We start from the raw sequence: 25923 nt of genomic DNA on the forward strand, positions 1-25923 counted from the left end.
CGCCATCCGGGCCGCCCGCGCAGGGCACCCGGTGGCGAAGCCAAGCCATCCTCGGCGCCACGCGCCGCTGCGTCTGTCCCCCAGCGCACGGACCGCAGTGGTCCGCGCCCGCCGCGCCTTCCTGGCGTGCCTACATCTTCACCATCACATGCCGCGCCACGGTGTAGTCCTCCAGCGCATACATGCCCAGGTCCTTGCCGTAGCCGGAGGACTTCAGGCCGCCGTGCGGCATCTCGTTGACGAGCATGAAGTGGGTGTTGATCCAGGTGCAGCCGTACTGCAGCTTCTTGGCCACCCGCATCGCGCGGCCGACATCGCGCGTCCACACCGATGAGGCCAGGCCGTAGTCGCTGTCGTTGGCCCAGGCCACGGCCTGCTCGGCATCGGTGAAGCGGGTGACGCTGACCACCGGGCCGAAGACCTCGCGCTTGACGATCTCGTCCTCCTGCCGCGCGCCGGCCACCACCGTGGGCTCGTAGAAGAAGCCACCGCCCGCGCGTGCCTTGCCGCCGGCGGTGATCTCCATGTGGCCGGTCATCTGCGCCCGCTCGACGAAGCTGGCCACGCGGTTGCGCTGGCGGTCGCTGATCAGCGGGCCGATCTCGGCATCGGCCTCGTCGGGGGCGCCCACCTTGATGGTCTTCACGGCTGCCGACAGGTCGGCCACCAGGCGCTCGTAGACCTTGCCGCCGGCATACACCCGGCAGGCGGCGGTGCAGTCCTGGCCGGCGTTGTAGTAGCCGAAGGTGCGCAGGCCCTCCACCACCGATTCGATGTCGGCATCGTCGAACACGATCACCGGCGCCTTGCCGCCCAGCTCCAGGTGGGTGCGCTTGAGCGTGCCGGTGGCCGCCTGCAGCACCTTGCGGCCGGTGCTCACGTCGCCCGTCAGGCTGACCATCGCCACCTTGGGGTGTTCCACCAGCGGCTGGCCCACGCTGGCGCCACGGCCGGCGATGACGTTGAGCACGCCCTTGGGCAGGATCTCGGCGGCCACGCGGGCCAGCAGCAGGGCGGTCAGCGGCGTCTGCTCGCTGGGCTTGATGACCACGCAGTTGCCGGCGGCCAGCGCCGGGGCGATCTTCCAGGCCGCCATCATCAGCGGGTAGTTCCAGGGCGCGATCGAGCCGACGACACCGATCGGATCGCGCCGGATCATGCTGGTGTGGCCGGCCAGGTATTCATTGGCCACGGTGCCGCCCACGCAGCGCGCCGCACCGGCAAAGTAGCGGAAGCAGTCGGCCACGGCGGGGATCTCGTCGCCCAGCGCGCGGGCATAGGGCTTGCCGCAGTTCAGGCTCTCCAGGCGGGCGAATTCCTCGGCGCGGGCCTCCACCGCATCCGCCAGCTTCAGCAGCAGGCGCGACCGCTCCATCGGCGTGGTCTCGCTCCAGCTGTCGAAGGCGCGGTGGGCGGCCGACACCGCCTTGTGCACCTGGTCGACCGAGGCCTCGGGCAGCGACACCAGCAGCTCGCCGGTGGCCGGGTTCAGCACCCGCTCGGGGTCGCCCTCGCCGGCCACGAAGGCGCCGTCGATCAGCAGGTCGGTGTAGAGCGTGGGCATGTCGGCCATGGCGGTCTCCTGGGGGTCAGCGTTGGGTGGGTTCGTCCGCTCGGGTCAGGCGGTAGGCGAGCAGGATGGGCACGAAGGTCAGGGCGATGATCACCACCGCCACCACGTTGGTCACCGGCCGCTGGCGTGGGCGGATCAGCTCCTGCAGCATCCAGATCGGCAGCGTGGTCTGCTGGCCGGCGGTGAAGGTGGTGACGATGACCTCGTCGAAGCTCAGCGCAAAGGCCAGCAGCGCACCGGCCAGCAGGGCCGAGCCCAGCTGCGGCAGGATGATGTGGCGCAGCGTCTGGAAGCCGTCGGCGCCCAGGTCCATGCTGGCCTCGATCAGGTTGGGGTTGAGCCGCCGCAGCCGCGCCACCGCGTTGTTGAACACCACCACCACGCAGAAGGTGGCATGGCCGACCACGATGGTCCAGAACGAGAACGGGATCTCCAGCGTGCCGTAGGCCGAGCGCAGCGCGATGCCGGTGACCACGCCCGGCAGCGCGATCGGCAGGATCAGCAGCAGCGAGATCGCATCACGCCCGAAGAAGCGGCTGCGCGCCAGCGCCGCGGCTGCCAGCGTGCCCAGCACCAGCGCGATGGCGGTGGACCAGGCCGCCACCTGGAAGCTCAGCGAGATCGCCTGCCAGACATCGTCGCGCCCCCAGGCCACGCCGAACCACTGCGTGGTCAGCGCCGGCGGCGGGAAGACATAGGTCTTGTCCTCGGCGCTGAAGGCGTACAGCACGATCAGCGCCAGCGGCACATGCAGGAAGGCCACCACGCCCCAGGCCGCGGCCTTCAGGCCCCAGGAGGCTTGCGACTCAGTGCGCATTGCCACCGCCCCGGCTGGACCAAGCGGACGCCGCGGAGCCGGCTTCGCCGGGCCGCTGGCGGCGCCCCCCTTGGGGGGAGGCGCCGCTGGCGCATCGGGGGGTGATGGCTTCAATGCGCATCGAAGGCCCCCAGCCGCCTGGCCAGCCACAGCCAGGCGCCGATCACCACGATGGGCACCAGCGAGAACGCCGCGGCGAACGGCAGGTTGCCCGCCACGCCCTGCTGCTTGTAGACCACCTGGCCGATGTAGTTGGTGCTGTCGCCGATGACCTGCGGAATGATGTAGTCGCCCAGCGTCAGCGAGAAGGTGAAGATCGAGCCCGCCGCCACGCCCGGCAGGGCCAGCGGCGCGATCACCCGCCAGAAGGTGGTGCGCGGCGGCGCGCCCAGGTCGGCGCTGGCCTCCAGGCAGCTGGCGGGGATGCGTTCCACTGCCGCCACGATGGGCAGCACCATGAACGGCAGCCACATGTAGACGAACACCAGGAAGGTGCCGATGGCCGAGAAGCTGAGCGACGGCCCGCCGATGGCCGGCAGCGACAGCAGTGCATCGAGCAGCCACACCGTGTGGGTCTGCTGTGCCAGCCAGCTGATGGCGCCCTCCTTGGCCAGCAGCAGCTTCCAGGCATACAGCCGCACCAGGTAGCTGCTCCACAGCGGCAGCATCACCGCGATGTACAGGGCCGCCTTCTGCGTGCCGCGGGCATGGCGGGCCATGTAGTAGGCCAGCGGAAAGCCCAGCACCATGCAGGCCAGCGTGACGGCCAGCGCCATGGTGATGGAGCGCAGCATCACATCGCGGTTGGCCGGCTCGGCGAGCGCGACGAAGTTGCCCAGTGTGAACTCGCGCACCACCTGGCCGGTGAAGTCGTCCAGCCCGAAGAAGGCATTGGCCAGCAGCGCGAACAGCGATCCGAGGTAGATCACGCCAAACCACAGCAGCGGCGGCCCCAACAGGGCCAGCAGCAGCAGGCCACGGCGGGTGTAGAGCAGGTCGGACAGCCGGCGCTGCCAGCCGCCGGAGGCGGCCGTGCCGGCGGCGCTGGCCATGCTGCTCATGCTGCGGCGCCTGCCAGCGCGTGCACGGCCTGCGCATCCCAGTGCAGGTGCACCTGGTCACCCTGCGCCATGGCTGCCGCGCCGGGGCCGCCCAGTTCGGGCAGGTCGGCCTGCAGCAGGGCGTCGGCGGTCTGCACCTTCAGCCGGGTGAAGGCGCCGAAGTACTGCACCTCCTGCACCTGGCCGCTGGCCCGTGCACCCTCGCGCGAACCCAGGCGGATGCGCTCGGGCCGCAGCAGCGCGCTGGCATGGCCGGTCAGGCGCTGCGCCGCCGCGCCGTCGAGCAGGTTGGCCGCGCCGACGAACTGCGCCACGAAGCGGGTGGCCGGCGCGTTGTACACCTGCTGCGGCGTGCCCACCTGCTCCAGCCGGCCCTGGTTGAACACGCCGATGCGGTCGCTCATCGACAGCGCCTCATGCTGGTCATGGGTGATGAACAGGAAGGTGATGCCCAGCCGGCGCTGCAGGGCCTTCAGCTCGGTCTGCATCTGCTCGCGCAGCTTCAGGTCGAGTGCGCCCAGCGGCTCGTCGAGCAGCAGCACCCGCGGCTGGCTGATCAGCGCCCGCGCCAGCGCCACCCGCTGGCGCTGGCCGCCCGACAGCTGCGCCGGCCGGCGGTCGCCCACGCCGGGCAGCGCCACCTGGGCCAGCAGTTCATCGGCACGCCGGGCGCGCTCGGTCCTGGGCACCTGGCGTACCATCAGCGGGTAGGCCACGTTGTCGCGCACGCTCATGTGCGGGAACAGCGCGTAGTCCTGGAACACGGTGTTCACCGGCCGCGCATAGGGCGGCTGCAGGCTCATGTCCTCGCCGCCGATGCGCACCCGGCCGGCGGTGGGCAGGGTGAAGCCGCCGATCATGCGCAGGCAGGTGGTCTTGCCCGAGCCCGAGGGCCCGAGCAGGGTGAAGAACTCGCCGGCCTCGATGCGCAGGTTCACGCCTTCCACCGCGCGCACCGCCGCGGCCCCGCTGCCGAAGACGCACTGCACGTCTTCCAGCTCGACAGCTGCAGTCATCGGGAGGGCAGGGTCAGCGGCCGCCGAGCACGGCGATGTAGTCCGACACCCACTTGTGGTACGGCACGCAGGCGTTGTTCTGCGTCTTGCACTGGCTGGTGGGCGTGCGCCAGAAGCTGATCTTGTCGAAGCTGTTGTAGCCCTGGCGCGCGCAGCCCTCGTCGCCCAGCAGCTTGTTGCCCTTGCAGGCCGCCGGCACGGCCGGCACCGAGCCGAACCAGGCCGACAGGTCGCCCTGCAGCTTGGGGTTCAGCGAATGCTCCAGCCACATGTAGGCGCAGTTGGGGTGCTTGGCGTCGGCGTGCATCATCGTGCTGTCGGCCCAGCCAGTGGCGCCTTCGACCGGCACCACCGTGGCCACCGGCTGCTTCTTCGAGCCCAGGATGTTGGCCTGGAACTGCCAGCTGCCGCTGGCCACCACGCCCTCGTTGGTGAAGTCGTCGATCTGCACGAAGGCGTCGTGCCAGTACTTGCCCACCAGCTTGCGCTGGCCGCGCAGCAGATCGAGTGCGGCCTTGTACTGGGCCTCGTTCAGCTCGTACGGGTCCTTGATGCCCAGGCCGGGGTTCTTCTTCATCAGGTACAGCGCCGCATCGGCGATGTAGATCGGCCCGTCGAAGGCCTGGATGCGGCCCTTGTTGGGCTTGCCGTCGGGCAGGGTGGTCTCCTCGAACACCACGCTCCAGCTGGTCGGCGGCTTGTCGCCGAAGACCTTGGTGTTGTACATCAGCACGTTCCAGCCCCACTGGTAGGGCACGCCGTAGTGGGTGTTGTTCTCGAAGTGCCAGGGCGCCTTCTGCAGCCGCGGGTCGATGGTTTTGTAGCTGGGGATCAGGCCGACGTTGATCGGCTGCACCTTCTTGCCGCGGATCAGCCGGGTGCTGGCATCGCCCGAGGCGGTCACCAGGTCGAAGCCGCCCTCGTTCATCAGCGCCACCATCTCGTCGCTGGTGCCGGCGGTCTTCACGTTGACCTTGCAGCCGGTCTTCTTTTCGAAGTCGGTCACCCAGTCGAAGTTCTTGTCGGTGGCGCCACGCTCGATGTAGCCGGCCCAGGCGACGATGTCGACCTGGCCCTCCCCCTTGCCCAGCTTCTGCAGGGCGCCCTTCTGGGCCTGCGCGGGCAGGGTGATCACGGCGGCGATGGCAGCCGCGGTGGCGGCCAGGGTGGACAGACGGTGCGGCATGGTGGTCTCCAGGCGGGGCCTCAGGGCTGCGCGGCATGGCACGCAGGGTGTGCGGCGCACGATAGTGCTTGGCCCCCCGCCGGAGAAATTCAATCGGTCGCCCGCGCCCCATCTCCAAAAGAGATGGGGCCGCCCCACCTCAACCCGGATCGGGCTCGGCCAGGCGGGCCGCCACCGCGTCGCCCACGTGCTGCATGAAGGCGCGCACCCGGGCGGTCTGGCGCAGGTCGGGGTGGGTCAGCATCCACACCGGCACGCTGAGCTCCGGGATGGGCTCGGACACCGCCACCAGCTCCGGGTGGCGGCCGGCCATGAAGGTCGGCAGGATGCCCACCGCCAGCCCGGTGCGCAGCACCGCCGCCACCGCATTGAAGATGTCCACCCGCAGCCGCACGTTGGCGGTGGTCAGGTGCTTGCGCATCCACTGGTCGTAGACGCGGGCCTGGCTGTCGCGCTCGAAGGCCACCCAGGGCGCGTCGCGCAGCAGCGTGGCCATCGGCAGCACGGTCTGCGGCAGGCCGGGCGCGCCGCGGCGGGCATAGACGCGGCAGTGGGTGTCGCCCAGCGGCCGGCCCACCAGGTGGTCGGCCACCTGGCGGCTCAGGCGCAGCGCCACGTCGGCCTCGCGGCGCGACCAGCCGGCCGATTCATCGGCATGGCGGCGGCTCAGGTCGACCAGGAAGGCGTTCTCCACCACCTCCACCTCGATGCCGGGAAAGGCGCGGGCGAAGTCGGCCAGCGGCTGCGGCAGCAGGTGCTCCATCACCACGAAGGCGGTGGTCACCCGCAGCAGGCCGGTGAGCTCGCGGTCGCGGCCGGCCACCCGGCGCTCGATCTCCTCGGCCTGGTCGGCCATGCGGCGGGCCTGGTCCAGCACCAGGGCGCCGGCCTCGGTGGGCTGGTAGCCGTGGCGGGCACGCTCGAACAGCCGGGCACCCAGGCGCGCCTCCAGCGCATCCAGCCGGCGCAGCACGGTGGTGTGGTTCACGCCCAGCTGCCGCGCGGCCGCGGCCAGGCCGCCGGTGTTGCCCACCGCCAGCGCGTAGCGCAGGTCGCTCCAGTCCAGTTCCGACATGCCTGTCTCCTGCGGGCTGGCGCAGGCGCGCGCCGCCGTGTGTGATTGCAATTTTGCAATTATGGTGATGCCGAACTGACGCCGGCTGCAACCTTGGTGAAAGCCTTGGGGGTCGGGGGAATAATCGACGCGGCCCGCCCGTAGGAACCTTGTGCACGCGCCCGATCTGTTCCGCCAGCAACTGCTTGCCGCCGTGCCCCGGCTGCGGCGTTATGCGCGGTCGCTGATCTTCGACGCCGGCAGCGCCGACGACCTGGTGCAGACGGCACTGGAGCGGGCGCTGTCGCACTGGCACCAGTTCGACCAGCGCCGCGACATGCTGGTGTGGCTGCTGTCGATCGCCCACAACGCCTTCCTCGACCAGCGCCGGCGCGACAGCCGGCTCAGCTTCATCGACCCGGCGCAGGCCGATGCCCAGCAGGACATCCAGCGCGCCGACCCCGGCGCCGACGTCGGCCTGCGCATCGACCTGCTGAGCGCCCTGGCCCGGCTGCCGCTGGAACAGCGCGAGCCGCTGCTGCTGGTCAGCATCGAGCAGTTCAGCTATGCCGAATGCGCCGAGGCGCTGGGCATTCCCATCGGCACGGTGATGTCCCGCGTCTCCCGCGGCCGCGTGGCCTTGCGCGCCCTGCTCGACGGCCAGGCCCGACCCGACGCGGTGCGCACCCTGCGCCGAGTGATCTGACCATGACCCCGAACCCTCCCCAAGACCGTCCGGACGAGGCCCGGCTGTCGGCCTGGCTGGATGGCGAGCTGGACGCCGCGCAGCGCGCCCAGGTCGACGCCTGGCTGCGTGAGCACCCTGAAGACGCCGCCCAGCTGCGCCTGTGGTCCGCCGACCGCGATGCCCTGCGCGCCCGCTTCGATCCGGTGCTCGACGAGCCGGTGCCCGCGGCGCTGCGGCAGACCGTGCAACAGGCCGGCCGCGCCGGCGTGGCGCCGCAGGCGCGCTGGCGCCGCGTGGCGGTGGCCGCCGGGTTGCTGGTGACCGGTGCGCTGGCCGGCGGCCTGCTGGGCGCGCAGCTGGCGGGCACCGATGCCGGCCCGTTGGCCGGCCTGCACCTGCCCTGGGCCGACAGCGAACGGGTGCGCCCCGGCGGCTGGACGCACCGCGCCGCGGTGGCCCATGCGGTGTACGCGCCCGAGGTGCGCCACCCGGTGGAAGTCAACGTCGCCCAGGGCAGTGCCGCCGAGCAGCGCGCCCAGGAGGAACACCTGGCCCGCTGGCTGGGCAAGCGGCTGGACATGCCGGTGCGCCTGTTCGACCTGCGGGCGCAGGGCTTCGAGCTGGTGGGCGGCCGCTTGCTGCCCGATGCCAACGGCCCCAGCGCGCAGCTGATGTACCAGAACAGCGGCGGCCAGCGTGTCACCGTCTACCTGCGCAAGCCCGAGGCTGGCGCCAGCACCGCCTTCCGCTTCCAGCGCGACGGCGACCTGGGCCTGTTTTACTGGATCGAGGACGGCTTCGGCTGCGCCCTGGTGGGCAAGCTGCCGCGCGAACAGTTGCTGGCCCTGGCCGAGGCGGTCTACAAGCAGGCCGAAGACCAGATCCAGCCGTCGCCCGAAGCGAAGAAGCCGGCCTCCTGAGCCAGGCTCAGGGCCGCGGCTTGGCCGGCGGGTTGGCGGTGCGGTAGGCCGCACGCGCGGCCTGGTGGCTGGCCAGGCGCTCGGTGGCGCCGGGCTTGCCGTGCTTGGCATCGCGCTGGGCGTGCTGCACCCGGTCGCGCAGGATGTGCAGGCGGGTGCGGTGCTTGTGGGCGGCGATGGCGTTGGACATGCAGAGGCCTTCCTCGTGGTTGGAAGCGGCTGTGTAGCCGCTGTGCCGCCGTTCGTCTGTGCGCCAGCCCACATGGCGTCCGGTGACGGCCCGTGCAAGCCGGCTTCCTAGAATGCGGCCAATGCGTCTCGCCCCGTCCCACGCCCGCCACCCCGGTGCGCTGTTCCGTCTGCTGGTGGTGGCCGTGCTGGGCTTTGCCAGCGGCCTGCCACTGGCCCTCACCGGCCAGGCGCTGCAAGCCTGGCTGAGCGTGGAGGGTGTGGACATCGCCACCATCGGCTTCCTGAGCCTGGTCGGCCTGCCCTACACCTTCAAGTTCCTGTGGGCGCCGCTGATGGACCGCTTCGAGCTGTGGCCGGTGCTGGGCCGCCGCCGCGGCTGGCTGGTGCTGACCCAGCTGGCGCTGGCGCTGGCGCTGTGGGCGCTGTCGGCCACCTCGCCCACCGGCGCGCTGCAGGCCTTTGCGCTGCTGGCGGTGGCGGTGGCCTTCATCTCGGCCTCGCAGGACGTGGTGATCGACGCCTACCGCACCGACCTGCTGCCGCCGGCCGAGCGCGGACTGGGCGCGTCGCTGAACGTGCTGGGCTACCGGCTGGCGATGATCCTGTCCGGCGGCGTGGCCCTGATCTGGACCGATGCCACCCAGGGCAGCGGCTGGACCTGGCCGCAGGTCTACCAGCTGATGGCCGGGCTGATGGCCGGCGCGGCCGTGCTGTCGGCGCTGCTGCTGCCGCGGCTGCCGCCACTGGCACCGTTGCCGGGTGCACCGGTCGCCGCGCCCAGCAGCGCCCGCAACGACCTGCTGGGCTTTGCCGCGGTGGTGGCTGCGGTGGCGGCCGGCTACCTGGCCACGCTGCATGCCTTCACCCCGTTGGCGCGGGCGCTGCTGGGGCCCTGGCTGGCCGGCGGCACGCTCAGCGCCACGCTGCAGGGCCGCTGGATCGACCTGCTGGCGCTGCTGCTGGGCATCGCCTTCACCTTGCCGCTGGCGGCCTGGGCGGCACGGCGGGCGCGCTTCGACACCCTGCTCAACGGCCTGGGCAGCTACTTCGCCCAGCCGGGTGCGGCCGCCTTCCTGGCGTTCATCGTGCTCTACAAGCTGGGCGACGCCTTTGCCGGCGCGCTGATGACGCCCTTCCTGCTCAAGACCATGGCCTTCAGCTCGGCCGAGGTGGGCGTGGTCAACAAGATCATCGGCCTGTGGCTGACGCTGGGTGGCGCGCTGCTCGGCGGCCTGCTGATGCTGCGCCTGGGGCTGTGGCGGTCACTGCTGCTGTTCGGCGTGCTGCAGGCGGCCAGCAACCTGGGCTTCTGGTGGCTGGCCACCCAGGGCAAGGGCAGCCTGCCCGGCCTCGTCATCCCGGCGTTCGACCTGGGCTTCGTCAGCCTGGCCCAGCCCACACAGGTGGACGGCGGCCTGCTGATGGTCATCGCGGTCGAGAACCTGTCGGGCGGCATGGGCACGGCGGCCTTCCTGGCCTTTCTGATGAGCCTGACGCAGCAGCGCTTCACCGCCACCCAGTTCGCCATGCTCAGCGCGTTTGCGTCGGTGGGCCGGGTGTGGGTGGGGCCGCTGGCCGGCGTGCTGGCCGAGTCGATCGGCTGGCCGACCTTCTTCATCGTCTCCACCGTGGTGGCGCTGCCGGCCTTGGCCATGCTGTGGTGGATGCGTGCGGCGGTGCGCCGGCTGGAGGTGGTGCCGGGCGCGCCGGCCGATGATTGACAATTCTTCACCCCGCCATCGGCAGCCTGCGGGCACCATCGCTCTTGCATCCTGACCGGACCACCCCAGATGCCCCGCACCATGCAGCCGTTGTCCGACCCCGCCTTCAACACCGACGCCCAGGTGCCACTGCCCGCCCTGGCGCATGCTGGCGACTGCCGCTGCGCACTGCATGCGCGCCGGCGCCTGGGCGGCGCACTGATCGGCGGTGGTGCCCTGGCGGCGCTGGGCCTGCCGCTGCCTGCTGCGGCGCAGCCGGCATCGCTGGCCAGCCAGTGCAAGCTGTCGAGCTTCACCAAGCTGGTCTCGGCCGAGCAGATCGAACAGGCGGCCGAGCAGCAGTACCGCCAGATGCTGCAGCAGGCGGCGCAGCAGCGCGGCCTGGCACCGACGGACAACGCGCAGCTGCAGCGCTTGCGCTACATCGCCAAGCGCATCATCCCGCTGACGACGGGCTGCAACCCGCGCGCGCAGCAATGGCGCTGGGACGTGAACCTGATCGGCTCGGCCGAAGTCAACGCCTTCTGCATGCCCGGCGGCAAGATCGCCTTCTACTACGGCATCCTGGCCAAGTTGAAGCTCGACGACGACGAGGTGGCCACCATCATGGGCCACGAGGTGGCGCATGCGCTGCTGGAGCATTCACGCGAGAACTACGCCAAGACCGTGGCCACCCGCGGCGCCATCGAGCTGGGTGCGGCGCTGTTCGGCCTGGGCGGTGCCGGCGCCACGCTGGCCAACATGGGCGGCCAGCTGCTGACGCTGAAGTTCTCCCGCAACAACGAGAGCGAGGCCGATGCGCTGGGCCTGGCGCTGTCGGCGCGGGCCGGCTACCGGCCCGATGCCGGTGTCAGCCTGTGGCAGAAGATGATGGCCGCCAGCAAGGGCGCGCCGCCGCAGTTCCTCAGCACCCATCCATCGGGCGACAGCCGCATCCGGGACATCCAGGCCAAGCTGCCGCAGCTGGAGCCGCTGTATGCCGATGCGGCCAAGCCCGACCGGCGCTTCGGCCCGCCCACGGCCTGACGCTCACCAGCGCTGCGGCAGCGGCTTGACCAGCACGAACTGGCTGTCCTGCACCTGCAGGTAGCCGCCGCGCTCCAGGTCCTTCATCAGCCGGCTGACCATCTCGCGCGAGCAGCCCAGCCGGTTGGCCATCTCCTGGTGGGTGAGGCGGTCGACCAGCCGCTGCGTGCCGTCGGGCTGCGCCTGGGCCACGCCCTGCAGCAGCGCCCGCAGGCGACCGTAGACATCGTTGAGCGCCAGCTGGCGGGCGCTGTGGGTGGCGGTGCGGGCCCGGCGGATCACCTTGGCCAGCAGCTCGAAGGCGAATTCCGGCCGCTCGCCGATGAAGCGCTCCAGCGTGCGCCGGCCCACCACCGCGCAGGTGCTGGCCTCCAGGGTGATCACGCTGGCCGAGCGCGGGCCGCCGTCCAGGCTGAGCTCGCCCAGGTATTCACCCGGGCCGTAGACGCCGTAGGTGATCTCGCGGTCGTTGTCACCGGCGCTGAAGGCGCGCAGGCGGCCGCTCTGGATGATGAAGATGGTGTCGCCCTGGTCACCCTCCTGGATCAGCAGGGTGCCCTTGCGGTAACGCCGCAGCTCGCCACGCGAGGCCAGTTCGGCCAGGGCGTCGCTCATCACGATCGGGGCGCCCATGGTGCCAGCCGCCGGGCTGGCAGCCGCGGCGGCAGGTCGGGCGATGCGGGCGGGTTCGGTGATCTGGGCCATGGAGAGTGGGCGCGGCCGGTTGGCGGCCACTCACCCACTGCGCATGCTACCTGCCCCTGCCACCGCGTCGGCTGGCGCGGCGGTGACAAACCGCAACCGCGGTGCGCGGTGCGGTGTGCGCGTTCAGGAGTGCAGCACCCGATCCTGCAGCCGCGGCGCGCTGGCGCCCTGCAGCGCGCTGACCAGCGGCGGCAGCAGCGCCACCTGCTGCACCAACGCGCGGATGCTGCCGGCACCGGTCTTGATGCGGATGCTGCCGATCTGGGTGCGGATGGTGGCCAGGCCCACGCCCTGGCGGGCGGCGATCTCGTGCGGCGTCAGGTCGGCGCACAGGCCCTTGATGACGGTGGTCTCGGCCATCGTCAGGCCGTGGGCACGGGCGAACCATTCGACCGTCAGCTCCTCGCAGACCTGGCGCTTGCCCAGCAGCACGGCGGCACCGGGCTGGTCGTCGGAGCCCAGCGCCGGCAGCGGCACCACCGCCACGCTGATGCGCTGGCGCGACGGCCCCTGGCTGTCGCCCAGCTGCAGCAGGCGGCGCAGGCCGCGCTGGGTGGCGCCGACCAGGGCATCGCGCAGCGGCTGCTGGTCCTGCTGCAGGCGGGCCTGTAATTGGCCGCCCAGCCACTGCAGCGGGTGGTGCTCGTCCATGTCGCGGCGCGCCGCCTTGTTGATGTGGACGACTTCCAGCGATTCGCTGACCAGCAGCATGCCGTAGTCCAGCGTGTCGAGCATCTGCGCCATGCGGCGGTGCTGCAGGGAGGCGGCGCCGCGCCGCTCCGGGCCGTTGTAGCCGCGGCTGCGCTGCGGGATGGCCGGGGCGCCCAGGGCGGCAAACAGGTCCGAGGCGTTGGCTTTCGGGGTGTCGAGCAGATCGAGCATGTTGGCATCTCCGTGGGCAGTGGCCACACGGATCGCATGGCCTGACTGCATGGCTGCCAGTGTGGGCGCCCGGCCCCCCCGCCGCGCGTGACGTCTGCCACGCGCTGGCCTGTGACTTATTACCAGCGCCCGCTCAGGTGCCGCCGACGTAGGGGTTGTGCTGGCGCTCGACGCCGAAGCTGCTTTCCGGCCCGTGGCCGGGGATGAACACCGTCTCGTCGCCCATCGGCCAGAGGCGGCCGGTGATGCTGGAAATCAACGTGTCGTGGTCGCCACCGGGGAAGTCGGTGCGGCCGATGCTGCCGGCGAACAGCACATCGCCGACGAAGGCGCGCTGCGCCTCGGCGCTGTGGAAGACCACATGGCCGGGGGTGTGGCCCGGGCAGTGGCGCACGGCCAGCACGCTGCGGCCGACGGCCACGGTGTCGCCGTCGGCCAGCCAGCGGGTGGGCGTGAACGGCTCCGCCGGCGCAAAGCCGAACATCCTGGCCTGCTGGGCCAGGCCGTCGATCCAGAACTGGTCGCCGGGGTGCGGGCCGATGATGGGCAGAGCCAGCGTGCGGGCCAGCGTGCCGGTGCCGCCGGCATGGTCGATGTGCGCATGGGTGAGCAGGATCTGCGTCAGCCGCACGCCCAGGCGCGCAGCCTCGGCCTGCAGGCGCGGCAAGTCGCCGCCGGGGTCGATCACGGCCCCCTCCATGGTCTCGTCGCACCAGACGATGGAGCAGTTCTGCTGGAAGGGGGTGACGGGGACGGTGTGGTAGCGCAGCATGGTCGGCAACGTTGTTTGGCAACTCTGTGCCGATTTTCGCCGCGCTGTGTCGACCCCTGGGCCACCCTGGCCCAGGGTCAGGATGCTGTCATGCGCCAGCCTCACCCGCACGCGCTTCATGCCGGTCCGGCTCCGCGGTGCGGAGGATCTCGTCCAGCACGGACGTGGCATAGGCCCCGGCGGGCAGCGAGAACGTGAGCACCAGCTGCTGGGCTTGCGGCCAGTCCCATGCCAGGTCCGCCGGGCTGGCCACCAGGGCGCGGCGCTCCTGGTCCAGGCCGGCATGCTCCATGCCGTCGCACAAGGTGGCGTGGCGTGCGGCCACGCCGGTCTCCAGGGCCTGCGCCTGGTCGGTGGTGCCCACCCGCCCGCGTCCCCACAGCGGACCCGTGGGCCGGCCCGCGCCGTCCACCACATCACCGGGCAGGGTCCGGCCCCACAGGCCCTGCTGGATGCGCAGCGCCAGCACTTCATTGAAGACGAAGGACCGCACCGCGGACAGGTAGAGGCCCTTCTTCTTCGGGTTGCGCACGCGCACTTCGCGGGCCAGCATGGCCCGGCCCTGCTCGACATTGCCGCCCTCGAAGCCGAACCGCTGCGCGCCGAAGTAGTTGGGCACGCCGTGTGCCGCCACGGCCCGGAGGTTGGCCTCGATGGCCTCGCGGTTGCCAGTCACGTCACGCAGCACGATGCGGAACCGGTTGCCTTGCAGATCCCCGGGGCGCAGCTTCTTCACATGGCGGCGCTGGGCCAGGACCTTGAACTCCGGGTGCTGCAGCTGGGTCAGGTCGGGCGCATCTCCCTTGGGCAGGTAGATGCTGAACCACTGGCGGGTGATGGCATGGCGGTCCTTCAGGCCGGCATAGCCCACGTCCCTGTCGGGCACGCCGGTGGCCTCGGCCAGCTGCTGGGCGACGAAGGCGGTGTTGGCGCCGTTCTTCTCGATGTCCAGCCAGAGGTGTTCGCCCTCGCCGGAGGGTGGCTGCAGCGGCAGTTCGGTCACGATGAAGTCCTCGTGAAGGCGTTTCAGCGTGGCGCTGGCGCCGCTGGCCGGATAGGCGTTGGGCCATGGCGGCAAGGTCGTGTATCGCGCGTCGTTCATGGGCGTTCCGGGGGCACCAGCAGTCGGTTGAGGTCGGGCTGGCTGGCCGGCCAGTGGCGGTCGAGCCCCTGATTTTCTCCCCGCCCGCGTGCCTCGACGAACAGACCGCGCCCGGCTTGCGTCCTACATTGACGTGGCCTGCTGAAGGGGACGCTGCGCATGACCTGGTTGACCTGGCTGCTTCTCGTTGCCGCCGTGCTCCTGGCCGGCGCCGTGGGTCTGACGGTGCTCGGATCGGTGCGCTGGGCTGCGGCGACGCAGTCGCTCAGGGCCAGCCTGGAGGCGGGGCGTGCGCCGGCTTCTGCGGCCCCGGCTGCCGTCCCGACACGCTACGACGTCCAGGAGATCGCCGGGCTGCCGGCACCGGTTCAACGCTACTTCCGCGCCGCACTCACGCCGGGCCAGGCCATCGTCAGCGCCGCCACGATCCAGATGGCCGGGACCTTCAACCTGTCCGCCACCGGTGAACAGTGGAAGCCGTTCACCTCGATCCAGCGCGTCACCACCCGCCGCGCGGGCTTCCTGTGGGATGCCCGGATCACGATCCTGCCCGGCCTGACGGTGTGCGTGGTCGACAGCTACATCATGGGCCGCGGCCTGCTGCGTGCCAGACTCCAGGGCCTGTTCACCCTGGCCGATCTGCAGGGTGGCGGCGAGATCGCGCGGGGTGAATTCATGCGCTTCTTCGCCGAGTCGCCCTGGTACCCCACGGCGCTGCTGCCCAGCCAGGGCGTCCGGTGGGAGGCGGTCGACGAGCGCTCGGCGAAGGCCACGCTGGTGGACGGCCCCATCGCGCTGACCCTGCTCTTCCGCTTTGACGAGACCGGCTTGATCGCGTCGTTCCGGGCCGAGGCACGGGGCGGCATGGTGGGCAAGCGCCTGGTGCAGGCGCCATGGGAGGGGCGCTTCTCGAACTACCAGACGCGCCAAGGCATGCGGGTGCCGCTGGCCGGCGAGGTGGCCTGGATGCGGCCGCAGGGGCGCCAGGTCTACTTCAAGGGCGCCATCACGCAGTTGCAGCATGTGTTCGTGCCGTGATGGGCCGGGCACGCGTGGCGGCGATGCCGTGTGCTCAGCCGGGCGCTGGCAGTTTGACGGCCCTGCGCCGTGCCCACTTGATGGCTTCGAACCACAGCACGCTCAACAGGCCGAGCCCGCAGGCCGCGGCCAGTTCCTGCGCCGGCAGCGGTGCGAACCGCAGCACGCCCACAGCCCACGGCAGGTAGAGCGCAGCCAGCAGCAGGGCCAGCGCCAGGCCCACCACGACCCACAGCGTGCTGTTCGGTGTGCGCAGCGTGGCCCAGAGCGATCGGGTGGCCGAGCGGTTGGACAGGATCAGCGCCAGGTTGCCCACCACCAGCGTCGCAAATGCAAAGGCGCGGGCCTCGGCCTCCGGGATGCGCGGGCTGGCCCAGGCAAAGGCACCCATCACGGCCGCCAGCACACCCAGGCCCTGCAGCAGCGCCAGCCACAGCGTGGCACCGCCGAACAGCGGTGCCGTGGCATCGCGCGGCGGGCGCTGCATCACGTCGCGCTCGGCCGGCTCGTTCTCGAACGCGATCGAGCAGGCCGGATCGATGATGAGTTCGAGCAGGGCGATGTGCATCGGGAACAGCAGCGCCGGCCAGCCGAACAGCACCGGCAGCAAGGCCATGCCCGCGATCGGCACATGCACCGCCAGGATGTACGACATGGCCTTGCGCAGGTTGTCGAAGATGCGGCGCCCCAGGCGCACGGCCGCCACGATGGCGGCGAAGTTGTCGTCGACCAGCACCAGCGCAGCCGATTCGCGGGCCACGTCCGTGCCGCGGCCACCCATGGCCACGCCCACATGCGCGGCGCGCAGCGCCGGCGCGTCGTTCACGCCGTCGCCGGTCATCGCGACGATGTCGCCCCGCGCCTTCAGCGCCTGCACGATGCGCAGCTTCTGCTCGGGTGCGATGCGGGCGCACACGCTGACGGTGGCCATGCGCGCGCACAGCGCCTCGTCGCTGAGCGTGGCGATCTCGTCGCCTGACAGCACATCGCCCGCGCCGTTGTCGGCCCCGCTCAGCCCCGCCTGGCGGGCGATGGCGCGCGCCGTGGCCGGGTAGTCGCCGGTGATCATCACCACGCGGATGCCGGCCGCACGGCACTCGGCCACGGCCGCAGGCACCTGCGGGCGCACCGGGTCGGCCAGGCCCAGCAGCCCGGTGAACGCGAAGTCGAAGTCATGTTCGCTGGCCGGCCAGTCGGCGCCGGTGAAGGTGCCGCGTGCCGCCGCCAGCACACGCAGGCCCGAGGCGGCCAGGGCGTCGACGGCGGCGGCCACCTGGGCCCGCTGGGCGGCGTCCAGGTGGCACAGGTCCATCACCGCTTCCGGCGACCCCTTGGCGGCCACCGTCTGCGGGCCGTCGCCGGCCGCTGCCCACACATGGGACATCGCCCGCAGCGCCGGGCTCAGCGCATAGGTCTGCACCAGGCGCCAGTCGCGGCGCAGGTGCTCGGTGTGGGCCAGAAAGCGCTCGCCGAGTTGGTGGAAGGCCTTCTCCATCGGGTCGAAGGGGTCCACCACGCTGGCCAGGATCGCCACTTCCACCAGGCTGTGGAACGCCTCGGGCAGCTCGTCCCCGGTCAGCGTGTCCAGCGCCAGGCGGTCCGCCAGCGCGACACCGCCGGCAGCCAGGTGCGTCACCGTCATGCGGTTCTCGGTCAGCGTGCCGGTCTTGTCGCTGCACAGCACCGTGGTGGCGCCCAGGGTCTCGATCGCGTTGATGCGCCGGGTGAGCACGCCTTCCTTGGCCAGGCGGCGTGCCCCGAGCGCCGGAAACACCGTCAGCACCACCGGGTATTCCTCGGGCAGCATGGCCATCGCCAGGGCGATGCCGGCCAGCAGGGCCTGCAGCCAGTCGCCCTGGAGCAGCCCGTGCACCAGCACCAGCAGCAGGCTGAGCGCCAGGGCCAGCAAGGCCAGGTTGCGCACCAGGATGGCGGTCTGCTTCTGCAACGGCGAACGCGTGGTCTCGACCGTGCCCAGGGCCTGACCGATGCGGCCGATCTCGCTGCGTGCGCCGGTGGCCGTCACCCGCGCGAGCCCATGGCCCTGGACCAGCAGCGTGCCGGCATAGACGGCAGGCAGGTCATCGCCGCCGGGTGCCAGGCGTGCGGTGCCGCCCGGCGCCGACGCGGCGGCCAGTTCATCGGGCTGCGCGGTGCGCTTGCCGACCGGCACGGCCTCGCCGGTCAGCAGCGACTCATCGGCCTGGACACCATCGGCCGACACCAGCAGGGCATCGGCGGGCACCCGGTCGCCTTCGCTCAGCTTCAGCAGGTCGCCGCGCACGACATCGCGCCCGGCAATGCGCTGGGGCTGGCCATCGCGGATGACCAGCGCGCGCGGGCTGGTGAGATCACGCAGGGCGTCGATGGCGCGCTCGGTGCGGCCCTCCTGGTACAGCGTGAGTGCCACGGTCACGGCCACGAAGCCGAGGAGGGTCAGGCCCTCGCGCCAGTCGCCGAACACCAGGTACAGCGCTGCCGCGGCAAGCAGCAGCAGGAACATCGGCTCGCGCACCGTGTCGATGGCGATCGACAGCAACGACCGGCGGTGGCCGCCGGGCAGCGCGTTGGGGCCGTCCTCGGCCAGGCGCCGCGCGGCCAGTGCTGCCGTCAGGCCGGGCGCGCCAAGATCCGTCTGGTTCGCAGCCATGTCCGGGCCAGATCGCCGGCCGCCTCCTCCCGAACGAGGTTATGCGCAGGTGCCGTGCGGGTCTGTGCGGTCACGCACCAGCGCGGTTGCCACGCCAGGTCTTGCGCCTGGTGGGGGCGATGCGCGCCGCCTCGGCGCCCGGTTCAAGGCGCAGCATGCGCCTGCAGCCAGGCCACGATGTCCGCCGTCACCCCATCGCGGTTGGTCTCGTTCAGGATCTCGTGGCGCCCGCCCGGGTACAGCGTGACGGTCACATCGGCCAGGCCGGCATCGCGGTAGCGCTGGCCCAGCAGCTGCAGCAGCGCGCCGCCACCGGCCAGCGGGTCGGCATCGCCAGAGGCGATCAGCACCGGCAGGCCGCTGCGGATGCCCGCCAGCTGCGCCGGATCGGCCAGGCGCGCAGCCGGCGCAAACAGCGACGGGATCACGCCATCGGGGATGTCCCAGCCGCACCAGGGGTCGGCCACATAGGCATCCACCTCGGCGGCATCGCGTGACAGCCATTCATAGCCGGTGCGGTGTTCGAAGCCGGCATTGAAGGCCGCCAGCCCCGCCGGTGCGTCGGCGGGTGCATTGGCCATGGCGGCGGCGAACATGTCCAGCGCCGTCGACCCCGACAGCACCACGCCGGACCAGGTGGCCGCATGGTCCAGGATGGCCGCCTGCGCCGCGAACGAGCCCATCGAATGGCCCAGCAGGAACAGCGGCAGGCCGGGATGCTGCGTCCGCAGCGCAGCGCCGAACTGCGCCACATCGGCGATCAGGCCGCCGAAACCAGCCGCGCCGAAGTCGCCCAGCCGGCCGTTCGCGGTGCGCCCGTGGCCGCGGTGGTCGACCGCATGCACCACGAAGCCGGCGGCATTCAGCGCGCGGGCGAAGCGGCCATAACGTTCACCATGCTCGGCCAGGCCATGGGCAATCTGCACCACGCCCACCGGGCGGCCGGCCACGCCGGACCAGGTGGAGGTGGTGACCCGGGTGCCATCGGCGGCCGAGACGAAGAAGGCGGTGGAGGACGAGGTCGGTGTGTGCATGCCGGCATGCTGGCATGGCGGCTGCCCGGCGTCATCTGGGGAAAGCGGCAGGTGCGCGGTGGGCGGCGTCGGGGTCGTCAGCGCGTCGCCACGGCGGCCAGTGCCTGCCGCAGCAACGCCAGGGCGGTGTCGATCTCGGCGTGTCCGATGTTCAGCGCCGGCATCAGCCGCAGCAGGTGCGGGCGCGGCGCGTTCAGCAGCAGGCCGGCGGGCGCCAGGTCGCGCGCCGCGGCCACCACCTGCTCGGCGCGGTCATCCGGCAGCACCAGCGCCCGCAGCAGGCCGGCGCCACGCTCGGCCACCAGGCCGTGGTCGCGCACGATGGCCTGCAGGCCGTCGGACAGCTGCTGCGCCCGCTGCCGCACGCCGGCCAGGAAGGTCGCGCTGCAGACCTCGCTCACCACCGCCAGCCCCACCGCCGCCATCAGCGGGTTGCCGCCGTAGGTGCCGCCCTGGTCGCCGGGCGCAAAGCAGTTGAAGCGCTCCCGGCACAGCACGGCGGCCAGCGGCACACCACCGCCGATGCCCTTGCCCAGCGTCACCACGTCGGGTTCGATGCCGTACAGCTGGTGGGCAAAGGCCTGGCCGCAGCGGCCGATGCCGGTCTGCACCTCGTCAACGATCAGCAGCACCCCGCGCTCAGTGGTCAGCGCGCGCAGGTCGCGCACGAAGCCGGGGTCGGCCAGCTGCACGCCGGCCTCGCCCTGCACCAGCTCCAGCATCACCGCCACGGTGTCGGGCGTGATGGCCTGCTCCACCGAGGCGATGTCGTTGTACCGGGCCTTCGCAAAGCCGCCGGGCATGGGCGCGAACAGCCGGTCCCAGCCGGGCTTGCCCGAGGCACTCATCATCGCCAGCGTGCGGCCGTGGAAGCCGCCGTCGAAGCTGATGATGCTGTGCGCACCGCCGCGCATGCGCTGGCCCCAGCGCCGTGCCAGCTTCACTGCCGCCTCGTTGGCCTCGGCGCCGGAGTTGCTCAGGTAGACGCGGTCGAAGCCGCTGACCGCCACCAGCTTCGCCGCCAGGTCCAGCAGCGGCTGGTTGTGGAAGGCCGGGCTGGGGTTGATCAGCCGCTGGGCTTGCGCCGTCAGCGCCTGCACCACCAGCGGCGGGCTGTGGCCCAGGCAGTTGACCGCCCAGCCCTGCACCAGGTCGAGGTAACGCTTGCCCTGCGCGTCCTCCAGCCAGTCGCCACGGCCCTGCACGAAGACGGTGTCGGGGCGGGTGGTGACGGTGATCAGGTCGCGGCCCAGGTCGGCCGGCGCCTGGGCCGGTGGCAGCGTGGTCAGTGGATGGTCCAAGGTCATGGTGTGGGCTCCCAGTCGAATTCCATCTGCCGCGCAGTGCGCAGCGCCAGGTCGCGGCTGTGCAGCCGCGCCGCCAGATGCAGGCTCATCGCGATGCCGGCGGCGATGCCGGCCGAGGTGACGATGCGGCCCTGGTCCACCCAGCGCACGCCGTCGCGCACCTGCACCGCTGGTCGCAGCGTTCGCAGCGCGTCCAGGTCTTCCCAGTGGGTGGTGGCTTCCAGGCCGTCGAGCACGCCGGCCTGGGCCAGCAGCAGCGCCCCGGTGCACACCGAGGCCAGGATGCGCGCGGTGCGCGCCTGGCCGGCCACCCAGGTGGACAGGTCGGGGCGGTCCAGTTCGGCGTCGACCACGCCGCCGGGCACGATGGCCACGTCCAGCGGCGGGTGGTCCTGCAGGCCATGGTCGGGCTGCAGCCGCAGGCCGGCACGGGCGCGCACCGGGGCGGCGTCGCGGGCCAGCGTCAGCACGCTGAACAGCGCTGGCGTGCCCGGCGCATCGCTGCGGGCCTGCACCCGCGCGGCGGTGGTGAAGACCTCGTAGGGCCCGGCCATGTCCAGCAGCTCCACGGCGTCGAAGACGACGATGCCCACCCGCATTCCTCCCTGCGTGCCCATGTGCTTCTCCTTGACTCGTTGCCATGCACAGGCCAACAGCTTGCCGCTGCTGCGCGATGGCCGCCAGGACGCTGTTCCCACTTTTTCTGCCATGGCATGAACTGCAGGTCTGGGCGATGATGCGGCCATGGCCTGCCGCATCACCTTCGTGCTGTTTCCCGGTTTCCAGCAGCTGGACCTGGCCGGTCCGATGGCGGTGTTCGAGGTGGCGCTGCTGGCCCAGCCCGGCAGCTACACCTGGCGCCTGGTGGCCAGCCAGGGGCCGGCCGTGCGCAGCTCGGCCGGCGTGGCTTGGCCGGTGCAGGCGCTGCCGCGCACGCTGGGTGACGGCGATCTGGTGATGGTGATCGGCGGCGACGGTGTCGATGCCGCCTGCGCCGATGCGGCACTCATCGCCTGGCTGCGTCGCGCCAGCCGGTCGGCCGCGCGGGTGGCCAGCATCTGCAGCGGCAGCCTGGTGCTGGCCGCCGCCGGCCTGCTGGACCACCGCACCGCCACCACCCACTGGTCGCGCAGCCGCCAGTTCGCCTGCGACTTCCCGGCGGTGCAGCTGCAGGCCGACCGCATCTATGTGCGCGAGCCGGCGCAGCGCCGCGGCCCGCAGCCGCGGCCCGAGGTCTGGACCAGCGCTGGCATGACCGCCGGCATCGACCTCTGCCTGGCCCTGGTGGCGCATGACCATGGCGAGGCGCTGGCCCGCGAAGCGGCACGCCAGCTGGTGGTGGAGCGCCGCCGCCCCGGCGGGCAGTCGCAGTTCTCGCCGCTGCTGGACTTGCAGCGGCCGGAAGGCCGCTTCACCGGCCTGCTCGACCAGGTGCGCAGCCAGTTGCGCGATGACCACCGGGTGGAGGCGCTGGCCGCCCGCGCCTGCATGAGCCCGCGCCACTTCGCCCGCTGCTTCCGCGCCGAGACCGGCACCGCGCCGGCCCATGCGGTCGAGCGGCTGCGGGTGGAGGCGGCGCGCACCGCGCTGGAGAGCGGCCAGCCCTCGCTGCAGCGCATCGCCGACGACTGCGGCTTCGGCAGCACCGAGCGCATGCGCCGCTCGTTCCAGCGCCTGCTGGGCCGGCCGCCGCTGGCCTTCCGCAAGGCCGGCGCGGCGGCAGCCTGAGCCGTTCAGCCCTGCAGGTCGGGCAGATCGGGCAGGGGGCGCAGCCGGTGGCCGGCGGCCAGCAGGCCGTCGCGTACCGCGGCGGCGGTGGCCACCGCATGGTGGTTGTCGCCGTGCACGCAGATGCTGTGGAAGCGGGTGGGTAGCAGCTTGCCGCTGGCGGTGACGATGCCGCCCTGGTCCAGCATGCGCAGCACATGGGCCAGGCAGGCGGCGCTGCTGTCGAGCACCGCGCCAGGCTGGCTGCGTGGCACCAGGTTGCCGTCGTCGGTGTAGGCCCGGTCGGCAAACACTTCGTCGGCCACCCGCAGGCCGGCGGCGCGGCCAGCCCGGGCCAGCTGCGACAAGGCCGGCGCCAGCAGGATCAGGCCGGGGTCCACCGACTTCACCGCCTGGGCGATGGTGGTGGCCATCGCGGCATCCTCGCAGGCCATGTTGCTCATCGCGCCATGCGGCTTGACATGGGTGACGGCCAGCCCCTGCGTGCGGGCCATGCCGATGAGCGCACCCACCTGGTAGACCACCACCGCCGCCAGCTCGTCGGCGCCCAGGCGCATCACCCGGCGGCCGAAGCCCTGCAGATCGGGGAAGGCCGGGTGCGCGCCGATGCTGACGCCGGCGGCGCGGGCCAGCCGCACCGTCTGCGCCATCACCAGCGGATCACCGGCATGGAAGCCGCAAGCCACGTTGGCCGATCCGACGATGCGCAGCAGGGCCGCGTCATCGCCCATGCGCCAGGCGCCGAAGCTTTCGCCGAGGTCGGCGTTGAGGTTGATGTCCATGGGTGGCAGGTCCAGGCTGGGTGTCAGGGTCAGGGCGCAAGGGCGTCGATCATCGCGCTGACGAGGTTGCCGCCGTACAGCGCGCCCAGGTCCACGCCGTCGACCAGGGTCAGCGGCGTGATGGCGGCGAGGTGCTGGCGGATGCCGGCTTCATGGGCGCGGGCCAGCGCCTCGGCCTCGGCCACGCTGATGGCGGCAAAGCGCAGGGCGGCGCCCACCGGCGCGCTGGCCAGCCGCGCCAGGTCGGCCGACGCCACGGTGGCGATCTTCGGGTAGCCGCCCACCGTCTGGCCATCGGCCAGCAGCACGATGGGCAGGCCGTTGCCGGGCACCTGGATGGACCCGGGCACGGCGGCATCGCTGACGATCTCGGCCCCCTTGTCGGGCCGGTGCTGCAGCGCTGGCGCGCCTTCCAGCCGCACGCCCATGCGGTCGGCATCGCGCGAGACGCGGTAGGTGGCCGACAGGAAGGCGGCCCAGGCGGCGGCATCGAAATGGTCGTCCTGCGGACCGGGCACCACCCGCACCGGCTGGGCCGTCAGGCTGGCCGGCACGGGCGGCTGCGGCAGCACCCGTTCGGCCGCGCTGCTGCCCGGCGGCGGCAGGGGCAGGGCGGCCACCACCAGCCGGTCGCCGGCGGCCAGCGGGCGGCCGGCCACGCCGCCCAGGCGGGCGCGGCTGTAGGTCGACGCACTGCCCAGCACCGGCGCCACCACCAGGCCGGCGGCGGCGATGTAGCCCAGCCGGCCGCTGCGCAGCGGCCCCACCCGCAGCACATCGCCCGGCTGCAGCGTGATGCTGCGCCAGGATGCCAGCACGCTGCGCTCGCCGCCGCGCTGCAGCGTGGCGCTGAAGTCGCCGGCCAGGCCCAGTTGCACCGGGGCGTCCAGCGCCTGCAGCGTGGGCCCGGCCATGAAGAACTCGATCGCCGGTGCGCCGCCGTCCTGGCCGGCCAGGGCGTTGGCGATGCGCAGCAGCCCGCCGTCCAGCGCGCCCGCGCCGGGCACGCCGTAGCGGCGCCAGCCACGCCGGCCCCCGTCCTGCACCGTGGCCATGGCGCCGGCAGCGCTGATCAGCAGGTGGGTGGTGGCCATGGCTGCGTCAATCCGCCTGCAGGAAGCTGTGCGGCATCAGCCGGCCGGCGCGCAGGTCGGCATCCAGCGCGGCCAGGCGGTCGGCCGACACGGGTTCGAACTGGATGTGGTCGCCCGGCGCCAGCAGCACCGGGTTGGCAGCCGCGGCATCGAACAGCGGCACGGGGCAGCGGCCCAGCAGGTTCCAGCCGCCCGGGCTCTCCCAGGGGTAGATGCAGGACAGCGGGCCGGTGATGGCCACCGAGCCGGCGGGCACCCGCACCCGCGGCTCGCGCCGGCGTGGCACCGACAAGGCATCGGGCAGCTGGCCCATGAACGGAAAGCCCGGCATGAAGCCCAGCATGTAGACGGTGAAGGGGGTGGCCGCATGCTGCTGCACCACCGCCTCGGGCGACAGGCCGGTGGCGGCGGCCACCGCGTCCAGATCAGCGCCGAAGTCGCCCCCGTAGCAGACCGGCAGCCGCCAGTGCCGCGCCTGCGCCGGTGCGGCCTGGCCGGCATCGGCCAGCAGCGCATGCAGCTGCGCATCCAGCACGGCGCGGCGGGTGACCAGCGGGTCGTACAGCACGGTGAGTGAGCGGAAGGTGGGCACCGTCTCCACCACGCCGGGCAGCAGGCCGCGGGCGCGGGCCGCATCCAGCGCCTGCTCGGCCGCGGCCACGCGGGCCACCAGGGCCGGCGTGATCTGGCTGCCGAACTCCAGCGTCACCGCGCTGTCGCCGGCATCCAGCAGGCGCACATCAGGCCGGGCCGCCACCGCACCACCGCATCGCTTGCACCACCATCGTCACCACGACCATCCGGAACACACCCATGCGCCATTGTGCGGGCAGGGCAGCTTGCGCTGGCGCAAGCTGCAGGCACGCGGGTGCAGGCGCGCAGGCAGGCAGGCGCCTAAGGTTCCACCACCACGAGGAACCCACGATGACGCCCACCCTGCCGATCGCCTGCCCTGCCGCGCTGGCCGTGTTGCCCGACCCCGAGAAACGCCTCTGGCTCGTCGCCACCGGCGTGGCCGGCGGTGTGGCGGCACTGGCCACCGCCGTGCCTTTCGTGTCCAGCTTTGCGCCCAGCGAGCGTGCCCGCGCCGCCGGCGGGCCGGTGGAGGTGGCGTTGGCCGACATCCCGCCCGGCGGCAGCAAGACGGTGGAATGGCGCGGCAAGCCGGTGTGGGTGGTGCGGCGCACGCCGGCCATGCTGGCGGCGCTGCAGGGCCATGATGCGCAGCTGGTCGATCCGCAGTCGCTGCGCGATCAGCAGCCCGCAGCGGCCCGCAACGCAGCGCGCGCCATCCGCCCCGAGATCTTCGTGGCGGTGGGCATCTGCACCCACCTGGGCTGCTCACCCAGCGACGCGCCCGCAGGCGGGCCCAACCCCAGCCTGCCGGCCGATTGGCCCGGCGGCTTCTTCTGCCCCTGCCATGGCTCCACCTTCGATGGCGCCGGCCGGGTCTTCAAGAACAAGCCTGCGCCCACCAACCTGGAGGTGCCGCCCCACCGCTTTGCCGGCGACAGCCGGCTGCTGATCGGCACCGACACGGCCTGAGCCGTCGGCGGCCGGCGCGGCGCCACAATC

Annotated in this window: 25 protein-coding genes; 7 read left to right on the forward strand and 18 right to left on the reverse strand. The window is 72.1% G+C overall.

The genetic code is table 11. The features are described from left to right. Window positions 1–130: 130 nt before the first annotated feature. The 6 genes from FFT10_RS18770 to FFT10_RS18795 form a co-directional block, all read right to left on the reverse strand. On the reverse strand, window positions 131–1543 hold the full coding sequence (locus tag FFT10_RS18770) for a gamma-aminobutyraldehyde dehydrogenase (protein WP_228027183.1): 1413 nt from the start codon (window positions 1541–1543) through the stop codon (window positions 131–133). 46 nt (window positions 1544–1589) lie between these two features. Next, on the reverse strand, window positions 1590–2390 hold the full coding sequence (locus FFT10_RS18775) for an ABC transporter permease (RefSeq protein WP_137734390.1): 801 nt from the start codon (window positions 2388–2390) through the stop codon (window positions 1590–1592). A gap of 110 nt (window positions 2391–2500) precedes the next feature. Next, window positions 2501–3451, reverse strand: coding sequence for an ABC transporter permease (locus FFT10_RS18780; RefSeq protein ID WP_137734391.1), 951 nt, complete (start codon window positions 3449–3451; stop codon window positions 2501–2503). Beyond that, window positions 3448–4467 carry an ABC transporter ATP-binding protein gene (locus FFT10_RS18785; protein ID WP_137734392.1) on the reverse strand — a complete coding sequence of 340 codons (1020 nt, stop codon included), beginning with the start codon at window positions 4465–4467 and terminating at the stop codon, window positions 3448–3450. The genes FFT10_RS18780 and FFT10_RS18785 overlap by 4 nt, the downstream gene beginning before the upstream one ends. A gap of 13 nt (window positions 4468–4480) precedes the next feature. Continuing rightward, on the reverse strand, window positions 4481–5653 hold the full coding sequence (locus FFT10_RS18790) for an ABC transporter substrate-binding protein (RefSeq protein WP_137734393.1): 1173 nt from the start codon (window positions 5651–5653) through the stop codon (window positions 4481–4483). A gap of 139 nt (window positions 5654–5792) precedes the next feature. Next, window positions 5793–6728 carry a LysR family transcriptional regulator gene (locus FFT10_RS18795; protein WP_137734394.1) on the reverse strand — a complete coding sequence of 312 codons (936 nt, stop codon included), beginning with the start codon at window positions 6726–6728 and terminating at the stop codon, window positions 5793–5795. 151 nt (window positions 6729–6879) lie between these two features. Here FFT10_RS18795 and FFT10_RS18800 point away from each other — a divergent pair, with 151 nt between their 5' ends. Both FFT10_RS18800 and FFT10_RS18805 read left to right on the forward strand, forming a co-directional pair. Beyond that, window positions 6880–7413 (forward strand): sigma-70 family RNA polymerase sigma factor, encoded by a 534-nt coding sequence (locus tag FFT10_RS18800; protein WP_228027180.1) that lies wholly within the window; start codon window positions 6880–6882, stop codon window positions 7411–7413. Window positions 7414–7415: 2 nt separating this feature from the next. Beyond that, the gene (locus tag FFT10_RS18805; RefSeq protein WP_137734395.1) at window positions 7416–8315 is read left to right on the forward strand and encodes an anti-sigma factor family protein; all 900 of its coding nucleotides are present in this window, start codon (window positions 7416–7418) and stop codon (window positions 8313–8315) included. Between the two features lie 7 nt (window positions 8316–8322). Here the strand turns inward: FFT10_RS18805 and FFT10_RS18810 are convergent, their stop codons facing one another. After that, window positions 8323–8505, reverse strand: coding sequence for a hypothetical protein (locus FFT10_RS18810; protein ID WP_137734396.1), 183 nt, complete (start codon window positions 8503–8505; stop codon window positions 8323–8325). 121 nt (window positions 8506–8626) lie between these two features. On the opposite strand from FFT10_RS18810, the gene FFT10_RS18815 reads away from it, so the two are divergent. After that, window positions 8627–10228: an AmpG family muropeptide MFS transporter gene (locus tag FFT10_RS18815; RefSeq protein WP_137734397.1), complete on the forward strand. Its 1602-nt coding sequence runs from the start codon at window positions 8627–8629 to the stop codon at window positions 10226–10228. A gap of 81 nt (window positions 10229–10309) precedes the next feature. Beyond that, window positions 10310–11254 carry a M48 family metallopeptidase gene (locus FFT10_RS18820; RefSeq protein ID WP_137734398.1) on the forward strand — a complete coding sequence of 315 codons (945 nt, stop codon included), beginning with the start codon at window positions 10310–10312 and terminating at the stop codon, window positions 11252–11254. Between the two features lie 3 nt (window positions 11255–11257). Here the strand turns inward: FFT10_RS18820 and FFT10_RS18825 are convergent, their stop codons facing one another. The 4 genes from FFT10_RS18825 to truD form a co-directional block, all read right to left on the reverse strand. Then, window positions 11258–11959, reverse strand: coding sequence for a Crp/Fnr family transcriptional regulator (locus FFT10_RS18825; protein WP_137734399.1), 702 nt, complete (start codon window positions 11957–11959; stop codon window positions 11258–11260). 123 nt (window positions 11960–12082) lie between these two features. After that, window positions 12083–12841 carry a helix-turn-helix transcriptional regulator gene (locus FFT10_RS18830; protein ID WP_137734400.1) on the reverse strand — a complete coding sequence of 253 codons (759 nt, stop codon included), beginning with the start codon at window positions 12839–12841 and terminating at the stop codon, window positions 12083–12085. A 133-nt stretch (window positions 12842–12974) separates the two neighbouring features. Further along, window positions 12975–13613 (reverse strand): MBL fold metallo-hydrolase, encoded by a 639-nt coding sequence (locus FFT10_RS18835; RefSeq protein ID WP_137734401.1) that lies wholly within the window; start codon window positions 13611–13613, stop codon window positions 12975–12977. An 88-nt stretch (window positions 13614–13701) separates the two neighbouring features. Further along, window positions 13702–14715: a tRNA pseudouridine(13) synthase TruD gene (gene truD / locus FFT10_RS18840; protein WP_137734402.1), complete on the reverse strand. Its 1014-nt coding sequence runs from the start codon at window positions 14713–14715 to the stop codon at window positions 13702–13704. A gap of 159 nt (window positions 14716–14874) precedes the next feature. On the opposite strand from truD, the gene FFT10_RS18845 reads away from it, so the two are divergent. Next, window positions 14875–15753 (forward strand): DUF6920 family protein, encoded by an 879-nt coding sequence (locus FFT10_RS18845; RefSeq protein WP_137734403.1) that lies wholly within the window; start codon window positions 14875–14877, stop codon window positions 15751–15753. Window positions 15754–15787: 34 nt separating this feature from the next. On the opposite strand, the gene FFT10_RS18850 is transcribed toward FFT10_RS18845, so the two are convergent. The 4 genes from FFT10_RS18850 to FFT10_RS18870 all read right to left on the reverse strand — a co-directional run bounded on the left by FFT10_RS18850 (window position 15788) and on the right by FFT10_RS18870 (window position 21361). Then, on the reverse strand, window positions 15788–18403 hold the full coding sequence (locus tag FFT10_RS18850) for a cation-translocating P-type ATPase (protein ID WP_137734404.1): 2616 nt from the start codon (window positions 18401–18403) through the stop codon (window positions 15788–15790). A 143-nt stretch (window positions 18404–18546) separates the two neighbouring features. After that, window positions 18547–19437 (reverse strand): alpha/beta fold hydrolase, encoded by an 891-nt coding sequence (locus FFT10_RS18860; RefSeq protein ID WP_137734405.1) that lies wholly within the window; start codon window positions 19435–19437, stop codon window positions 18547–18549. A 77-nt stretch (window positions 19438–19514) separates the two neighbouring features. Beyond that, window positions 19515–20744 (reverse strand): acetylornithine transaminase, encoded by a 1230-nt coding sequence (locus FFT10_RS18865; protein ID WP_137734406.1) that lies wholly within the window; start codon window positions 20742–20744, stop codon window positions 19515–19517. Further along, window positions 20741–21361 (reverse strand): DJ-1/PfpI family protein, encoded by a 621-nt coding sequence (locus FFT10_RS18870; RefSeq protein WP_228027181.1) that lies wholly within the window; start codon window positions 21359–21361, stop codon window positions 20741–20743. Before FFT10_RS18870 ends, FFT10_RS18865 begins: the two co-directional genes overlap by 4 nt. 127 nt (window positions 21362–21488) lie before the next feature. Between FFT10_RS18870 and FFT10_RS18875 the strand changes: the two genes are divergently transcribed. Continuing rightward, window positions 21489–22472 carry a GlxA family transcriptional regulator gene (locus FFT10_RS18875; protein WP_137734407.1) on the forward strand — a complete coding sequence of 328 codons (984 nt, stop codon included), beginning with the start codon at window positions 21489–21491 and terminating at the stop codon, window positions 22470–22472. 5 nt (window positions 22473–22477) lie between these two features. Here FFT10_RS18875 and FFT10_RS18880 read toward each other — a convergent pair whose 3' ends face one another. Genes FFT10_RS18880 through pxpB form a run of 3 tightly spaced genes read right to left on the reverse strand, consistent with a single transcriptional unit; the run spans window position 22478 to window position 25105 of the window. Beyond that, complete coding sequence (locus tag FFT10_RS18880; protein ID WP_137734408.1) at window positions 22478–23254, reverse strand: LamB/YcsF family protein; 777 nt, start codon at window positions 23252–23254, stop codon at window positions 22478–22480. 29 nt (window positions 23255–23283) lie between these two features. Further along, complete coding sequence (locus FFT10_RS18885) at window positions 23284–24348, reverse strand: 5-oxoprolinase subunit C family protein (protein ID WP_137734409.1); 1065 nt, start codon at window positions 24346–24348, stop codon at window positions 23284–23286. Between the two features lie 7 nt (window positions 24349–24355). Then, window positions 24356–25105, reverse strand: coding sequence for a 5-oxoprolinase subunit PxpB (gene pxpB / locus FFT10_RS18890; protein ID WP_228027182.1), 750 nt, complete (start codon window positions 25103–25105; stop codon window positions 24356–24358). 167 nt (window positions 25106–25272) lie between these two features. On the opposite strand from pxpB, the gene petA reads away from it, so the two are divergent. Next, window positions 25273–25893 (forward strand): ubiquinol-cytochrome c reductase iron-sulfur subunit, encoded by a 621-nt coding sequence (gene petA, locus FFT10_RS18895; protein WP_137734410.1) that lies wholly within the window; start codon window positions 25273–25275, stop codon window positions 25891–25893. The last annotated feature ends 30 nt before the right edge of the window (window positions 25894–25923 follow it).

Origin of the sequence: Pseudaquabacterium pictum (assembly GCF_005403045.1) — a bacterium.
GTDB classification, from domain to species: Bacteria; Pseudomonadota; Gammaproteobacteria; order Burkholderiales; family Burkholderiaceae_C; genus Pseudaquabacterium; species Pseudaquabacterium pictum.

What these genes read in the sequence shown, in the direction of transcription:
- FFT10_RS18775 (WP_137734390.1), bottom strand. Translation starts at nt 2,390, where the DNA reads ATGCGCACTGAGTCGCAAGCCTCCTGGGGCCTGAAGGCCGCGGCCTGG.
- FFT10_RS18780 (WP_137734391.1), bottom strand. Translation starts at nt 3,451, where the DNA reads ATGAGCAGCATGGCCAGCGCCGCCGGCACGGCCGCCTCCGGCGGCTGG.
- FFT10_RS18785 (WP_137734392.1), bottom strand. Translation starts at nt 4,467, where the DNA reads ATGACTGCAGCTGTCGAGCTGGAAGACGTGCAGTGCGTCTTCGGCAGC.
- FFT10_RS18790 (WP_137734393.1), bottom strand. Translation starts at nt 5,653, where the DNA reads ATGCCGCACCGTCTGTCCACCCTGGCCGCCACCGCGGCTGCCATCGCC.
- FFT10_RS18795 (WP_137734394.1), bottom strand. Translation starts at nt 6,728, where the DNA reads ATGTCGGAACTGGACTGGAGCGACCTGCGCTACGCGCTGGCGGTGGGC.
- FFT10_RS18805 (WP_137734395.1), top strand. Translation starts at nt 7,416, where the DNA reads ATGACCCCGAACCCTCCCCAAGACCGTCCGGACGAGGCCCGGCTGTCG.
- FFT10_RS18810 (WP_137734396.1), bottom strand. Translation starts at nt 8,505, where the DNA reads ATGTCCAACGCCATCGCCGCCCACAAGCACCGCACCCGCCTGCACATC.
- FFT10_RS18815 (WP_137734397.1), top strand. Translation starts at nt 8,627, where the DNA reads ATGCGTCTCGCCCCGTCCCACGCCCGCCACCCCGGTGCGCTGTTCCGT.
- FFT10_RS18820 (WP_137734398.1), top strand. Translation starts at nt 10,310, where the DNA reads ATGCAGCCGTTGTCCGACCCCGCCTTCAACACCGACGCCCAGGTGCCA.
- FFT10_RS18825 (WP_137734399.1), bottom strand. Translation starts at nt 11,959, where the DNA reads ATGGCCCAGATCACCGAACCCGCCCGCATCGCCCGACCTGCCGCCGCG.
- FFT10_RS18830 (WP_137734400.1), bottom strand. Translation starts at nt 12,841, where the DNA reads ATGCTCGATCTGCTCGACACCCCGAAAGCCAACGCCTCGGACCTGTTT.
- FFT10_RS18835 (WP_137734401.1), bottom strand. Translation starts at nt 13,613, where the DNA reads ATGCTGCGCTACCACACCGTCCCCGTCACCCCCTTCCAGCAGAACTGC.
- truD (WP_137734402.1), bottom strand. Translation starts at nt 14,715, where the DNA reads ATGAACGACGCGCGATACACGACCTTGCCGCCATGGCCCAACGCCTAT.
- FFT10_RS18845 (WP_137734403.1), top strand. Translation starts at nt 14,875, where the DNA reads ATGACCTGGTTGACCTGGCTGCTTCTCGTTGCCGCCGTGCTCCTGGCC.
- FFT10_RS18850 (WP_137734404.1), bottom strand. Translation starts at nt 18,403, where the DNA reads ATGGCTGCGAACCAGACGGATCTTGGCGCGCCCGGCCTGACGGCAGCA.
- FFT10_RS18860 (WP_137734405.1), bottom strand. Translation starts at nt 19,437, where the DNA reads ATGCACACACCGACCTCGTCCTCCACCGCCTTCTTCGTCTCGGCCGCC.
- FFT10_RS18865 (WP_137734406.1), bottom strand. Translation starts at nt 20,744, where the DNA reads ATGACCTTGGACCATCCACTGACCACGCTGCCACCGGCCCAGGCGCCG.
- FFT10_RS18870 (WP_228027181.1), bottom strand. Translation starts at nt 21,361, where the DNA reads ATGGGCACGCAGGGAGGAATGCGGGTGGGCATCGTCGTCTTCGACGCC.
- FFT10_RS18875 (WP_137734407.1), top strand. Translation starts at nt 21,489, where the DNA reads ATGGCCTGCCGCATCACCTTCGTGCTGTTTCCCGGTTTCCAGCAGCTG.
- FFT10_RS18880 (WP_137734408.1), bottom strand. Translation starts at nt 23,254, where the DNA reads ATGGACATCAACCTCAACGCCGACCTCGGCGAAAGCTTCGGCGCCTGG.
- FFT10_RS18885 (WP_137734409.1), bottom strand. Translation starts at nt 24,348, where the DNA reads ATGGCCACCACCCACCTGCTGATCAGCGCTGCCGGCGCCATGGCCACG.
- petA (WP_137734410.1), top strand. Translation starts at nt 25,273, where the DNA reads ATGACGCCCACCCTGCCGATCGCCTGCCCTGCCGCGCTGGCCGTGTTG.